We start from the raw sequence: 13572 nt of genomic DNA, 5'->3' as shown, positions 1-13572 counted from the left end.
AGCAAGCTGTAGGCCGGGTAAGACGCATTTGCGTCGACATCCGGCCTTAACGCTGCAATATCACCTGATGGCGTTTTGCCGATCGGGTCTACGGTTCGTGTAGCAGGACCAGTCCGGCAATAATTTACGACTTATACCTATAATTCATTTACCGTTTTCGCACCGTTCTGCGGTGCTTTCCCTGGAAAAGCAATATGTCGTATACACCGATGAGTGACCTCGGACAGCAAGGCCTGTTCGATATTACTCGTACATTATTACAGCAGCCCGACCTGCCGTCTCTCAGCGAGACGCTTTCGCAACTGGTCAAGCGTTCAGCGCTGGCCGACTGCGCGGCTATTGTCTTATGGCAGGCACAAACGCAGCGTGCGCGTTATTTTGCGACGCGTGAAAATGGTAACCCCATCGATTATGAAGACGAAACGGTACTGGCGCATGGCCCGGTACGCCGTATTTTGTCTCGCCCCGATGCGCTGCACTGCAACTATCACGAGTTTACCGAAACCTGGCCACAGCTGGCCTCTGGCGGACTGTATTCTAAATTTGGTCACTACTGCCTGCTACCGCTGGCAGCAGATGGGCGAATCTTTGGCGGTTGCGAATTTATCCGTAACGAAGACCAACCGTGGAGTGAAAAAGAGTACAACCGGCTGCAGACCTTCACCCAAATAGTCGGCGTCGTTGCTGAACAAATTCAAAGCCGGGTCAGCAACAATGTCGATTACGATCTCCTGTGCCGTGAGCGTGATAACTTTCGCATCCTGGTCGCCATCACCAATGCTGTGCTCTCCCGCCTGGATATTGATGAGCTGGTCAGCGAAGTCGCTAAAGAGATCCATCACTACTTCGACATTGATGCCATCAGCATCGTGTTACGCAGCGATCGCAAAAACAAGCTCAGCATTTATTCCACTCACTATCTGGATGAACATCATCCGGCACACGAACAAAGTGAAGTGGACGAAGCCGGTACGCTCTCTGAACGGGTCTTCAAAAGCAAAGAGATGCTGCTGATTAACCTGAGCGAACGCGATACCCTGGCCCCTTACGAAAGAATGTTGTTCGAAACCTGGGGCAACCAGCTACAGACTCTGTGCCTGCTGCCGCTGATGTCCGGCAATAATATGCTCGGCGTACTTAAGCTGGCGCAATGCGAAGAGAAAGTATTCACCACCGCCAATCTCAAACTGCTGCGCCAAATCGCAGAACGCGTGGCGATCGCCGTGGATAACGCCCTCGCCTACCAGGAGATCCACCGCCTGAAGGAGCGGCTGGTCGATGAAAACCTGGCGCTGACTGAACAACTCAACAACGTGGAAAGTGAGTTCGGAGAAATCATTGGCCGCAGCGAAGCGATGTACAGCGTACTCAAACAGGTCGAAATGGTGGCGCAAAGCGACAGCACTGTCCTGATTCTTGGTGAAACCGGGACGGGTAAGGAACTGATTGCACGAGCAATTCACAACCTGAGCGGACGTAACGCCCGTCGGATGGTGAAAATGAACTGCGCGGCAATGCCTGCCGGATTGCTGGAAAGCGATCTGTTTGGCCATGAGCGTGGCGCATTTACCGGGGCCAGCACGCAGCGGATTGGACGCTTTGAACTGGCGGACAAAAGTTCGTTATTTCTCGATGAAGTTGGCGACATGCCGCTGGAGCTTCAGCCCAAGCTGCTGCGCGTTCTGCAGGAGCAGGAGTTTGAACGTCTGGGCAGCAATAAGCTGATCCAGACCGACGTTCGCTTGATCGCTGCCACTAACCGCGATCTGAAAAAGATGGTCGCCGATCGCGAGTTTCGTAACGATCTCTACTATCGACTGAACGTCTTCCCGATCCATCTGCCGCCGCTGCGCGAGCGCCCGGAAGATATTCCGCTGCTGGTGAAAGCCTTCACCTTCAAAATTGCCCGCCGGATGGGGCGCAATATCGACAGCATTCCCGCCGAAGCCCTGCGTACGCTGAGCAACATGGAATGGCCGGGTAACGTGCGCGAGCTGGAAAACGTCGTAGAACGCGCGGTTCTGCTCACCCGGGGCAACGTGCTGCAACTGTCCCTGCCGGATGTAATCGCTATGGCGCCGTCTACGCCGCCGGTGGCCACCGAAGTTGCGCAGGATGGCGAAGATGAATACCAGCTGATAATGCGCGTTCTGAAAGAAACCAATGGCGTTGTCGCCGGTCCTAAAGGCGCGGCACAAAGACTGGGGTTGAAACGCACAACGTTACTCTCGCGCATGAAGCGCCTGGGCATTGATAAGGACGCACTGGTTTAACGGATTATTGCCCGATAGCGTTACGCTTATCGGGCCTACACCACTGGTGCGTTTGTCTTTGTCGGCCGGATAAGGCGCAGCCGCCATCCGGCATAGAATTACTAAATCACTTCTTCCGCTGGTATTTCTCGGGTAACTCCGGCACCGGACGTTTGTCATCAATCAGATGACGCACGGTCAGGATCGGATGACGCCAGAGCATTCTGGGTCCAGCCCAACGCATAATTTGCTTCATCTCTTCGCGTTTAGCGGGCTGGTAACAGTGCACCGGACACTGTTTGCAGGCCGGTTTTTCCTCACCAAATACGCACTTATCCAGGCGCTTTTGCGCATAGGCAAACAACGCATCGTAATGCCCCGGTTCATCTGAAGCCTGCGGACACTGGCTCTCATACAGCGAGATCATTCTCTGGATCGTCATTTTCTCACGTGCAATACGTTTGCCGGACATGATGCCTCCACAATTAAGTTGCATAAATAATACACCTTAACTAAGCGCAGGACTATTACCTGGCGGTGATACATTCCTTAGCACCCTACGCAAATAAGAATTATTTTCATTTGTTTATGCCGTGTGCTATATAACATAGCAAAGGCTATATTCGATGATAAATTAACCACTTTGTTGTGAGGGATACTATGCCGCATCTGCCCCATCTGAAGTCATTTCTCCTTGCCAGCGTGTTAACGGCGCTTACGCTGTCACCTGCCTGGGCGAAAGAAAAGTTCAAAGTGATAACCACCTTTACGGTGATTGCCGATATGGCAAGCAACGTGGCAGGTGACGCGGCGGACGTCAGTTCCATCACCAAACCCGGGGCAGAAATTCACGAATATCAACCCACACCGGGGGATATTAAACGGGCGCAAGGCGCACAGCTTATTCTCTCCAACGGCCTTAATCTCGAACTATGGTTTGCCCGCTTCTACCAAAATTTGTCCGGCGTACCGGAGGTCATGGTCTCAAATGGCGTGCAGCCAATGGGTATCAGCGAAGGGCCATACAACGGCAAACCGAATCCGCATGCCTGGATGTCAGCGGAGAACGCGCTTATCTACGTGGATAACATTCGCGATGCGCTGATGAAATACGATCCCGACCATGCCGCAACCTACCAGAAAAATGCGGAGAATTATAAAGCGAAAATCCAGCAGACTCTGGCGCCACTGCATGCAGAACTGGCGAAGCTCCCTGCTGATAAACGCTGGCTGGTCACCAGCGAAGGCGCATTCTCTTACCTCGCGCGTGATAACGGCCTGAAAGAGCTGTATCTGTGGCCGATCAATGCCGATCAGCAAGGCACGCCCAAGCAGGTACGCAAAGTGATCGATGCGATCAGAAAATATCAAATCCCTACCGTATTTAGCGAAAGCACCGTGTCCGACAAACCTGCGCGTCAGGTCGCCCGCGAGTCTGGCGCGTATTACGGCGGCGTGCTGTATGTCGATTCGCTCAGCGCTGCCGATGGTCCGGTACCGACCTATCTGGATTTACTGCGCGTGACGACAGAAACCATCGTCAGCGGCATCAACGACGGGTTAAGGAGCCAAAAATGAGTCAATCTGCGATTACCGTGAATCAGGTTACGGTGACGTATCGCAACGGCCACACCGCGCTGCGGGATGCCACTTTTCAGGTTCCGGGCGGCTCAATTGCCGCTCTGGTCGGCGTAAACGGTTCGGGAAAATCAACGCTTTTTAAAGCGCTGATGGGTTTTGTCCGGTTGGCGAAAGGGGAAATATCTATTCTGCAACAACCGGTTAATAAGGCGCTCAAACAGAATCTTATCGCCTATGTCCCCCAGTCAGAAGAGGTGGACTGGTCGTTTCCGGTACTGGTGGAAGATGTAGTGATGATGGGCCGCTTTGGCCATATGGGGTGGCTGCGTCGACCAAAACAGATCGACCACGACTGCGTGGATGCGGCGCTAGCGCGGGTAGATATGCTGGACTATCGCCATCGCCAGATAGGTGAACTGTCCGGCGGGCAGAAAAAACGCGTTTTTCTGGCAAGAGCCATCGCACAGAACGGGCAGGTTATTTTACTGGATGAACCCTTCACCGGCGTGGATGTGAAAACCGAGGCCCGGATCATCGATCTGCTGCGTGAACTGCGTGATGAAGGCCGGACCATGCTGGTCTCTACCCATAATCTGGGATCCGTCACCGAATTTTGCGATTACACGGTGATGATTAAGGGCACGGTGCTGGCAAGTGGGCCAACCGAAACCACCTTTACCCACGAGAATCTCGAGCTGGCATTCAGCGGCGTTCTGCGTCACGTCGCGCTGAGCGGCGGTGAACAACACGTGATTACCGATGATGAACGTCCGTTTATTTCGCGACGCGCGGCAAGCGAGGGGGAGTAATCATGAACTGGCTGACGGAGCCGTTTGGCTACCAGTACATGCTCAACGCCATGTGGGTTTCGGCGATGGTCGGCGGCCTGTGCGCATTTCTCTCCTGCTATCTGATGCTCAAAGGCTGGTCGCTGATTGGCGATGCGCTGTCGCACTCGATCGTTCCAGGCGTAGCCGGAGCCTATATGTTAGGGCTTCCCTTTGCGCTGGGCGCATTTCTTTCCGGTGGACTGGCGGCGGGCAGCATGCTGTTTCTCAATCAGCGTTCACGCCTGAAGGAAGATGCCATTATCGGGCTGATTTTTTCGTCCTTTTTCGGTATCGGGTTATTTATGGTGTCGCTTAATCCGATGTCGGTGAACATCCAGACCATTATTCTGGGTAACATCCTGGCGATTGCGCCGGAAGATATTCTGCAACTGGCGATCATCGGCGTGGTTTCGCTGACCATTCTGTTTTTGAAGTGGAAAGATCTGATGGTGGTCTTTTTTGATGAAAACCACGCGCGGTCTATCGGTCTGAATCCGGGTCGGCTGAAGCTGTTGTTTTTTACGTTGCTCTCCGTTTCCACGATCGCCGCACTGCAAACCGTCGGCGCCTTTCTGGTGATTTGCCTGGTGGTTACGCCCGGTGCGACGGCCTGGCTGCTGACCGATCGTTTTCCTCGCCTGCTCACCATCGCCGTGGCACTCGGCAGCCTGACCAGCTTTTTCGGCGCCTGGCTAAGCTACTGGCTGGACGGGGCAACCGGTGGAATTATCGTCGTTCTGCAAACGCTGCTGTTCCTGCTGGCATTTGTCTTCGCACCAAAACACGGTCTGCTGGCAAATCGCCGCCGCGCCCGTCTGGTGAACAAGGAGCAAGTATGATCTTAACAACGCTGCTGGAACCTTTTCAGTTTAGCTTTATGGTTAATGCGCTGGTCATCTCTACCATCGTCGCTGTGCCCTGCGCGCTGCTGTCGGTATTTTTAGTACTCAAAGGCTGGGCGCTGATGGGCGATGCCATGAGTCATGCGGTTTTCCCAGGGATTGTCCTGGCGTGGATTGCGGGCATCCCGCTGGCAATTGGCGCGTTTATCGCCGGTCTGTTCTGCGCGGTGGCGACCGGATACCTCGACGATAACAGCCGCATTAAGCGCGACACCATCATGGGTATTGTTTTCTCCGGGATGTTTGGTGCGGGTCTGGTGCTGTACGTCTCTATCCAGTCAGAAGTCCATCTCGATCATATTCTGTTCGGCGACATGCTGGGCGTATCGTTAAGCGATATCATGCAAACCGCGGTTATTACTATGGGGATCGCGCTTATCATCGGACTTAAATGGAAAGATTTGCTCCTGCATGCGTTCGACCCACATCAGGCAAAGGCCAGTGGGCTTAACACCGCACTGCTGCATTACGGCCTGTTGTGCATGATCGCCCTGACGATTGTCGCCACGCTAAAATCGGTAGGGATTATTTTGTCAATTTCATTACTGATTGCACCTGGCGCCATCGCGATTTTAATGACGCGGAAATTTTCCCACGCCTTATGGCTGGCGGTGGCGATGTCGGTCATTACGTCATTTATGGGCGTGTACCTGTCATTTTTCATCGACAGCGCGCCGGCTCCCACCATCGTCGTACTATTTTCTCTGCTGTTTGTGATTACCTTTATTTATGCAACCCTGCGCGATCGGCGTTTAGAGAATCAGCTTCAGCTGCAGGATCCGTAAATTATGGGTCAGCTAATGTTCTTGATATTAATATAGCCTCCGCCAGGAGGTTATATTATCGGCAGATTACAGCATCGTGATGATACGTTTAAATAAACGGATTATAGATTACTCTAACGTGAGCAACGGTTTTGGCTTGCCAATGTGGTATCCCTGTAACCACCCGACATTCATGTGTTCCAGGTGCATCTGGATTTCGGCACTTTCAACAAACTCGGCGACAACCTGCATACCTTTCATTGCCGCAACCCGGCAGAAAGATTCGATGATATAGCGACTAACCTCACATTTTATAATCCCACGAACGAAAGACCCATCAATCTTCAAAATATCTGCTTCAATGTTCATCAGGCGTTCATAGCTTGCAAACCCGGCACCGAAGTCGTCAATCGCGATCCGACATCCCAATTGACGTAGTAAGCGTAGTGTATCTGCCGTGTGTTCTTTATCTGACAGGGTATCAGCCTCGGTTATCTCAAAAATAATCCGTTGCGGTATCACCACATATTCCTGCAACAACGCAGTTATCTTTGCAACGATACCTGAACGACATAGCGTCACTGGCGCCAGGTTAATGGAAAAACAACTCAGCGGATGGTAGCGCATGTACTTCAGGGTGTTCTCAATAACCCAAAGATCGATATCGGGTGCTAACCCTGTGTCGCGTGCAACCGACAGAAAATGGTCAGGGGAAAGAAATTCCCCGTGCTCATTGAGCATGCGGATCAATATCTCATGATAGGATTCATCACCACGAGTACTGACGATAGGCTGGGCCAGCAGGACAAAGGTATTGTGATCCAACGCGTTTTGCAGTGCAGCGCGAACATCCGTTGTATCGGTAGTAGGGTTGCCAAACAGTCGGCTATGCTGTGCCTCAAGGTTTTCCGGCCTGCCGTTGGTCATTGGCGATATGACTTTTGTTATTATTGGAGGGAACATCATATTCATATCAAATTAATAAATAAATACTAATTTATAGATAAAAATGGACATTCCGCGTAGCTGGCATCAGCGGTGAAGAAAAAGACAAAAACCAACATACTGATAATCAACAAAAATCACAAACCCAGTTTTTTCATTATCATTCCAGCTGAGTGCAAAAAAACACGTCAGATGCTTTTAATGTTAACTTTAACATACAAAAAAAGAGAGTTTCCCTCGCTTCATAATTATTTTTCCGTCATTCACTAACTCCTGCAATACTTTGTGGATAGCACTGCGTGAGATATGATTTCGAGCGAGAATGAATGTATACACAGATGTGTTTTCACGCATCTCTGGCTCCATCGACCAAATATATTTCAGGTGCTCAATAATCAATTCACGGATAGTACGATGCGATTGCAATTTTTCTCGTTGAAAATAGCGTTGCAGATGTAGCGTTAAAATATCAAATGCATGTTTCCAAAGATTCTTCGCAGTGAACAAAAGTTCGGCATTGGTTGCACTCATCGCCCACATTTCACAATCGGTATCACAACGTAAATAGTGTCCGGCAACTTCCGTACGCATTTGCGGCAAGCCGAGGATGGCCGGTGCAAATATACTTACCATCACCAAATCATTTTCCACACGATGAACAGAGATGGCCCCTTTCTCCAGAAACAAGATATTTCCATCACTCTTCAGATCAATACGCTGGCGTTTTTTGCGTAAGGACAGCCAGGCATTATCTGACTTTTTCATTTCATCACCAACAAGCACTACAGCATTTTCAATATCTTTCTGGAACATAGGACTCTCTACCGCAAATTATGGCTTTGTCAAAACGAGGGTGGATTTTTACTCAACACGAAAAATAAATGTCAGCTCACCAACAAGCTGACATTTATTCCCATCTACATCTACCACCGGCATTCCCTGGTGCCGTTGACGCGTTCAGACTCATGCTGTTTTCGCGTGGTGGCGCCAGGCAGTATATGACGCTGTCCATAAAGAATTAATGGCAATCATCTTTGTCGTTGTTATTTCATCTTTCTGTTCTTTTCAATGTAGCCAAAAAGATACAATACATTGATTTATATATAGTTTATTTTCATTAAAAAGTTATCATTGTTGTTATATTATGATACGAAATTGAAACACTTCGCGGTTCTCGCTGCAGGGTCGGGTCCATACTGGTGGTCTTTATGGACTAAGTGGTATCATGACTCGCCAACCGCCTGGCGCACCAGCAAGAGTAGAAACATCATGTCTGAGACTGGCAATGTCAGTTATCTGATTGAAAAAATAATAATATTTACGCCAGCTACACAATCTCTGGCGCGGATAGATCAACCCAATCAGCGGATAAAACTCAAACACTCGGCGTCATTATGTCTTTTATTACTTATTCAACATCGCGGGCAAGTGGTTTCCCAAAACGAACTACTGGAATTCGGCTGGGGTAAAAATCACCGCCAGGTGAGCTTCAACGCCTTTTATCAAAGCATTCTCTCTTTGCGCAAAAGTTTGCTGCAGCTGGAACTGGAGCAACCGCTTATCACCACGATCCCCCGCAAAGGGCTGATCATCCAGGAAGAATTCAATATTCAGGTGATTGAAACTCCGGAGGAGAGCGTATCTTTTACAGCAGAACCTTTAGTGCCGGATGTCGCCATAGAAGAACTGTCAGATGACACAGCGCGCCAACCTTTGATAACCACTGCTGAAATGGTAATACTTGCTATTACCCTGATAATTTGTGTGCTTATAATGTATCCGTGGCAAACCAGTGATAACTATTTCTCCGGCTATATCACCGCAGACAACGCCCCCACTGACTGTCAGTACTATTTTAATAATGATGCCAGTAACTTCTCCCGACATACGGCATTTATCAACAAAAATCCTGGGCTGTGTCAGAGCCATAAATTTATCTATATCACCACCTATCCTGAATCCAAGAAATTATCCGTGCTTGTATGTCGCTCACCGATGAAAAACAGGCAGGAAAACGCCTGTCAGTCGGTTTATTACCCACGGTATGATAGCTAATGAATTTTTATTCCCGAACGCCCCGCATCCAGACAGGTATTATCCTGTTGCTTTGTTTTGCTGCGCTAATTGTTACCGCCGTCTACCGGTACAGTAAAAACAATGGTCAGTTACATAATCTGACCTGTCGGTCTGCCATCGAGATTGTACGCAATACAAGCTCATTCCGAGGGATCATTGATATCAAAACCGGCGGCAGCAAAGGTATTGTGAATATTGATGGCATTATCAAAGATGCCGAAAATAATGAGCAGACCGTGCAACACATGGTACTTTTTACACAATCCAGCTACGGCTCAAGCCCGGTTTGGATTTCGCAGAAAATCCAAATCTCCAATCGCGAAACAGCACCCGCCAGTCTCATTCAGGAACTCCTCCCCGACTTCTTCCTGACCAACACCAGCGTATCCAACGTCGATTTTTTTGCGCTGAATAGAGAGACGTATTTGATTACCAAAGAGGGGATCCCCTATCTGTACTGCCAGAATTATGCGTTGCCGGAAAATGAATAATCAATAAGCGAAGATTAAATAAGAGCAAAAACGATTTGAAAGAGTCACTTGATACGGACTTCACGAACCACACGCCAATGATGCAGCAGTATCTCAAGCTGAAGGCTCAGCACCCGGAAATACTGCTGTTTTACCGCATGGGCGACTTTTACGAACTGTTTTATGACGATGCGAAACGCGCGTCTCAACTGCTTGATATCTCCCTGACCAAACGCGGCGCATCTGCGGGTGAGCCAATCCCGATGGCAGGCATTCCTCATCATGCGGTAGAAAACTACCTCGCCAAGCTGGTCAATCAGGGTGAGTCCGTTGCTATTTGTGAACAGATTGGCGATCCGGCGACCAGCAAAGGCCCGGTTGAGCGCAAAGTGGTACGTATTGTCACACCAGGCACCATCAGTGATGAAGCGTTGTTGCAGGAGCGCCAGGACAACCTGCTGGCCGCCATCTGGCAAGACAGTAAAGGGTACGGCTACGCTACGCTGGATATCAGCTCCGGGCGTTTTCGTGTCAGTGAACCCGCTGACCGCGAAACCATGGCCGCGGAATTGCAGCGCACCAACCCCGCTGAATTGCTGTATGCCGAGGATTTTGCCGAAACCTCGCTGATAGAGGGACGTCGCGGCCTGCGCCGTCGTCCGCTGTGGGAATTTGAAATTGATACCGCCCGTCAGCAGTTAAATCTGCAGTTCGGCACGCGGGATCTGATTGGCTTTGGCGTGGAAAACGCCCCACGCGGATTATGCGCTGCCGGCTGTCTGCTGCAATACGTAAAAGATACCCAGCGCACCTCGCTGCCGCATATTCGTTCCATCACCATGGAGCGTCAGCAGGACAGCATCATCATGGACGCCGCCACACGCCGCAATCTGGAAATCACCCAGAACCTGGCGGGCGGGGTGGAAAACACGCTGGCTTCAGTACTCGACTGCACCGTGACACCGATGGGTAGCCGTATGCTCAAGCGCTGGCTGCATATGCCGGTCCGCGACACCAAAATCCTCATCGAGCGCCAACAGACCATCGGCGCGCTGCAGGATACCACCAGCGAATTACAACCCGTGCTGCGTCAGGTAGGCGATCTGGAACGTATTCTGGCGCGTCTGGCCCTGCGTACTGCGCGCCCGCGCGATCTGGCCCGTATGCGTCATGCCTTCCAGCAATTACCCGAACTGCGCGCACAACTGGAAAACGTAGACAGTGCCCCCGTGCAGATGCTGCGCGAGAAAATGGGTGAGTTTACTGAGCTGCGTGAACTGTTGGAACGTGCCGTCGTGGAAGCTCCACCAGTGCTCGTACGTGACGGCGGCGTCATTGCCCCAGGCTACAATGAAGAGCTTGATGAGTGGCGAGCGCTGGCTGATGGCGCCACGGACTACCTCGACAGACTGGAAATCCGCGAACGCGAACGCACCGGTCTGGACACGCTGAAAGTAGGATTTAACGCCGTGCACGGCTACTACATTCAGATCAGCCGTGGGCAAAGTCATTTGGCGCCAATTAACTACGTACGCCGCCAGACATTGAAAAACGCCGAACGCTACATTATTCCGGAACTGAAAGAGTACGAAGACAAAGTTCTGACCTCAAAAGGCAAAGCGCTGGCGCTGGAAAAACAGCTGTATGACGAACTGTTCGACATGCTGCTGCCACACCTGGCTGATTTGCAACAGAGCGCCAGCGCGCTGGCGGAGTTGGACGTGCTGGTCAACCTCGCGGAGCGTGCTTATACCCTGAATTACACCTGTCCGATCTTCACCGATAAACCCGGCATTCGTATTACCGAGGGACGTCATCCGGTGGTTGAACAGGTGCTGACCGAGCCGTTTATCGCCAACCCGCTTAACCTCTCGCCTCAGCGACGGATGCTGATCATCACCGGCCCAAACATGGGGGGTAAAAGTACCTATATGCGCCAGACTGCGTTGATTGCGCTACTGGCCTATATCGGCAGCTACGTTCCGGCACAGAAAGTCGAGATCGGGCCTATCGATCGTATCTTTACCCGCGTGGGCGCGGCGGATGATCTGGCATCGGGTCGTTCCACCTTCATGGTAGAAATGACCGAAACCGCCAACATTCTGCATAACGCCACCGAGAACAGTCTGGTGCTGATGGATGAGATTGGACGCGGCACCTCCACCTACGACGGCCTGTCGCTGGCATGGGCATGCGCAGAAAATCTGGCGAATAAAATCAAAGCATTAACTTTATTTGCGACCCACTACTTCGAACTGACGCAGTTACCGGAGAAGATGGAGGGCGTCGCTAATGTGCATCTGGATGCGTTAGAGCACGGCGATACCATCGCCTTCATGCACAGCGTGCAGGATGGCGCGGCGAGCAAGAGCTATGGTCTGGCAGTCGCTGCCCTGGCTGGCGTACCGAAAGAGGTGATCAAACGCGCGCGGCAAAAACTGCGCGAACTGGAAAGCATCGCGCCAAATGTTGCCGCAACCCAGGTCGACGGTACGCAAATGTCGCTGCTGTCAGTACCGGAAGAAACGTCACCCGCCGTTGATGCGCTGGAAAACCTCGACCCGGATTCGCTAACGCCTCGCCAGGCGCTGGAGTGGATCTACCGGTTGAAAAGTCTGGTGTAGTAAAAAGAGCCCGATAGCGTTAGCCCTAAAGAAAAAGGCCAGTCTCAATGAGACTGGCCTTTCTTGATAGAACTTGTGCTTACTCGCGGAAAAGCGCTTCGATATTCAGTCCCTGAGTCTGCAGAATTTCACGCAGACGACGCAGACCTTCAACCTGAATCTGGCGAACACGTTCACGAGTGAGACCAATTTCACGGCCCACATCTTCCAGTGTCGCAGCTTCGTACCCCAGCAGACCAAAACGACGTGCCAGCACTTCACGCTGTTTGGCGTTCAGTTCGAACAGCCATTTGACGATGCTCTGTTTCATATCATCGTCTTGCGTGGTGTCTTCCGGACCGTTTTCCTTTTCATCGGCCAGAATATCCAGCAACGCTTTTTCGGAATCGCCACCCAGCGGGGTGTCTACCGAGGTAATACGCTCGTTGAGTCGGAGCATACGGCTGACGTCATCAACCGGTTTATCCAGTTGTTCAGCAATCTCTTCTGCACTCGGTTCGTGGTCCAGTTTATGCGACAACTCACGCGCGGTACGCAGATAGACGTTCAGCTCTTTTACAATGTGAATCGGCAGCCGGATCGTACGGGTTTGGTTCATAATCGCCCGTTCGATCGTCTGGCGGATCCACCAGGTTGCGTATGTTGAGAAGCGGAACCCACGTTCCGGGTCAAACTTCTCGACGGCACGGATAAGCCCTAAATTGCCCTCTTCAATCAGGTCCAGCAATGCCAGACCACGATTGCCATAACGACGAGCAATTTTCACCACCAGACGCAGGTTACTTTCAATCATGCGACGGCGAGATGCGACATCTCCACGCAGTGCGCGACGCGCAAAATAAACTTCTTCTTCGGCTGTTAACAGTGGTGAATAACCAATCTCACCAAGGTAAAGCTGAGTCGCGTCCAACACACGCTGTGTGGCCCCCTGCGATAACAGCTCTTCTTCAGCCAGGTCGTTATCACTGGGTTCCTCTTCACTCAAGGCTTTTTCATCAAAAGCCTCTACTCCGTTCTCATCAAATTCCGCATCTTCATTTAAATCATGAACTTTCAGCGTATTCTGACTCATAAAGGTGGCTCCTACCCGTGATCCCTAACGGAACTAGCACGTGAAAGCCTGGTTCC

At 51.2% G+C, this 13572-nt stretch carries 12 protein-coding genes; 8 read left to right on the top strand and 4 right to left on the bottom strand.

The annotated features are described in order from the left end of the window. The first annotated feature begins 194 nt into the window (after positions 1-194). Positions 195-2273: a formate hydrogenlyase transcriptional activator FlhA gene (gene flhA / locus HV345_RS05325; protein ID WP_181636351.1), complete on the top strand. Its 2079-nt coding sequence runs from the start codon at positions 195-197 to the stop codon at positions 2271-2273. A 106-nt stretch (positions 2274-2379) separates the two neighbouring features. Here flhA and HV345_RS05320 read toward each other — a convergent pair whose 3' ends face one another. Continuing rightward, positions 2380-2724, bottom strand: a complete 345-nt coding sequence (locus HV345_RS05320) for a nitrous oxide-stimulated promoter family protein (RefSeq protein ID WP_003825888.1) — start codon at positions 2722-2724, stop codon at positions 2380-2382. A gap of 188 nt (positions 2725-2912) precedes the next feature. Here HV345_RS05320 and HV345_RS05315 point away from each other — a divergent pair, with 188 nt between their 5' ends. The 4 genes from HV345_RS05315 to sitD are packed head-to-tail and all read left to right on the top strand — an operon-like array spanning position 2913 to position 6350. After that, a complete protein-coding gene (locus HV345_RS05315) occupies positions 2913-3830 on the top strand; it encodes a metal ABC transporter substrate-binding protein (RefSeq protein ID WP_181636350.1) in 918 nt (305 codons plus the stop codon). Then, positions 3827-4642: an iron/manganese ABC transporter ATP-binding protein SitB gene (gene sitB / locus HV345_RS05310; protein WP_181636349.1), complete on the top strand. Its 816-nt coding sequence runs from the start codon at positions 3827-3829 to the stop codon at positions 4640-4642. The genes HV345_RS05315 and sitB overlap by 4 nt, the downstream gene beginning before the upstream one ends. A 2-nt stretch (positions 4643-4644) precedes the next feature. Then, positions 4645-5502: an iron/manganese ABC transporter permease subunit SitC gene (gene sitC / locus HV345_RS05305; RefSeq protein ID WP_016154199.1), complete on the top strand. Its 858-nt coding sequence runs from the start codon at positions 4645-4647 to the stop codon at positions 5500-5502. Continuing rightward, positions 5499-6350 (top strand): iron/manganese ABC transporter permease subunit SitD, encoded by an 852-nt coding sequence (sitD, locus tag HV345_RS05300; RefSeq protein WP_181636348.1) that lies wholly within the window; start codon positions 5499-5501, stop codon positions 6348-6350. The genes sitC and sitD overlap by 4 nt, the downstream gene beginning before the upstream one ends. A 108-nt stretch (positions 6351-6458) precedes the next feature. On the opposite strand, the gene HV345_RS05295 is transcribed toward sitD, so the two are convergent. Both HV345_RS05295 and HV345_RS05290 read right to left on the bottom strand, forming a co-directional pair. Next, the gene (locus HV345_RS05295) at positions 6459-7256 is read right to left on the bottom strand and encodes an EAL domain-containing protein (protein ID WP_181636347.1); all 798 of its coding nucleotides are present in this window, start codon (positions 7254-7256) and stop codon (positions 6459-6461) included. Between the two features lie 228 nt (positions 7257-7484). Next, on the bottom strand, positions 7485-8087 hold the full coding sequence (locus tag HV345_RS05290) for a helix-turn-helix domain-containing protein (protein WP_181636346.1): 603 nt from the start codon (positions 8085-8087) through the stop codon (positions 7485-7487). 456 nt (positions 8088-8543) lie between these two features. Between HV345_RS05290 and HV345_RS05285 the strand changes: the two genes are divergently transcribed. Genes HV345_RS05285 through mutS form a run of 3 tightly spaced genes read left to right on the top strand, consistent with a single transcriptional unit; the run spans position 8544 to position 12444 of the window. Beyond that, a complete protein-coding gene (locus tag HV345_RS05285) occupies positions 8544-9329 on the top strand; it encodes a winged helix-turn-helix domain-containing protein (protein ID WP_046274827.1) in 786 nt (261 codons plus the stop codon). Continuing rightward, complete coding sequence (locus tag HV345_RS05280; RefSeq protein WP_181636345.1) at positions 9329-9841, top strand: hypothetical protein; 513 nt, start codon at positions 9329-9331, stop codon at positions 9839-9841. Before HV345_RS05285 ends, HV345_RS05280 begins: the two co-directional genes overlap by 1 nt. 35 nt (positions 9842-9876) lie before the next feature. Then, entirely contained in the window at positions 9877-12444 is a 2568-nt protein-coding gene (mutS, locus tag HV345_RS05275) for a DNA mismatch repair protein MutS (RefSeq protein ID WP_016154205.1), read from the top strand. Between the two features lie 79 nt (positions 12445-12523). On the opposite strand, the gene rpoS is transcribed toward mutS, so the two are convergent. Further along, positions 12524-13516: an RNA polymerase sigma factor RpoS gene (gene rpoS, locus HV345_RS05270; protein ID WP_000081498.1), complete on the bottom strand. Its 993-nt coding sequence runs from the start codon at positions 13514-13516 to the stop codon at positions 12524-12526. Positions 13517-13572: the final 56 nt, after the last annotated feature.

The organism is Citrobacter sp. RHBSTW-00986 (genome assembly GCF_013783065.1).
GTDB lineage: Bacteria > Pseudomonadota > Gammaproteobacteria > Enterobacterales > Enterobacteriaceae > Citrobacter > Citrobacter braakii.
The sequence above is the reverse complement of the archived record's forward strand: the minus strand, read 5'-3'. Positions and strand labels throughout refer to the sequence as shown.

What these genes read in the sequence shown, in the direction of transcription:
- sitD (WP_181636348.1), top strand. Translation starts at nt 5,499, where the DNA reads ATGATCTTAACAACGCTGCTGGAACCTTTTCAGTTTAGCTTTATGGTT.
- sitB (WP_181636349.1), top strand. Translation starts at nt 3,827, where the DNA reads ATGAGTCAATCTGCGATTACCGTGAATCAGGTTACGGTGACGTATCGC.
- HV345_RS05285 (WP_046274827.1), top strand. Translation starts at nt 8,544, where the DNA reads ATGTCTGAGACTGGCAATGTCAGTTATCTGATTGAAAAAATAATAATA.
- rpoS (WP_000081498.1), bottom strand. Translation starts at nt 13,516, where the DNA reads ATGAGTCAGAATACGCTGAAAGTTCATGATTTAAATGAAGATGCGGAA.
- HV345_RS05320 (WP_003825888.1), bottom strand. Translation starts at nt 2,724, where the DNA reads ATGTCCGGCAAACGTATTGCACGTGAGAAAATGACGATCCAGAGAATG.
- HV345_RS05290 (WP_181636346.1), bottom strand. Translation starts at nt 8,087, where the DNA reads ATGTTCCAGAAAGATATTGAAAATGCTGTAGTGCTTGTTGGTGATGAA.
- flhA (WP_181636351.1), top strand. Translation starts at nt 195, where the DNA reads ATGTCGTATACACCGATGAGTGACCTCGGACAGCAAGGCCTGTTCGAT.
- HV345_RS05295 (WP_181636347.1), bottom strand. Translation starts at nt 7,256, where the DNA reads ATGACCAACGGCAGGCCGGAAAACCTTGAGGCACAGCATAGCCGACTG.
- HV345_RS05280 (WP_181636345.1), top strand. Translation starts at nt 9,329, where the DNA reads ATGAATTTTTATTCCCGAACGCCCCGCATCCAGACAGGTATTATCCTG.
- HV345_RS05315 (WP_181636350.1), top strand. Translation starts at nt 2,913, where the DNA reads ATGCCGCATCTGCCCCATCTGAAGTCATTTCTCCTTGCCAGCGTGTTA.
- sitC (WP_016154199.1), top strand. Translation starts at nt 4,645, where the DNA reads ATGAACTGGCTGACGGAGCCGTTTGGCTACCAGTACATGCTCAACGCC.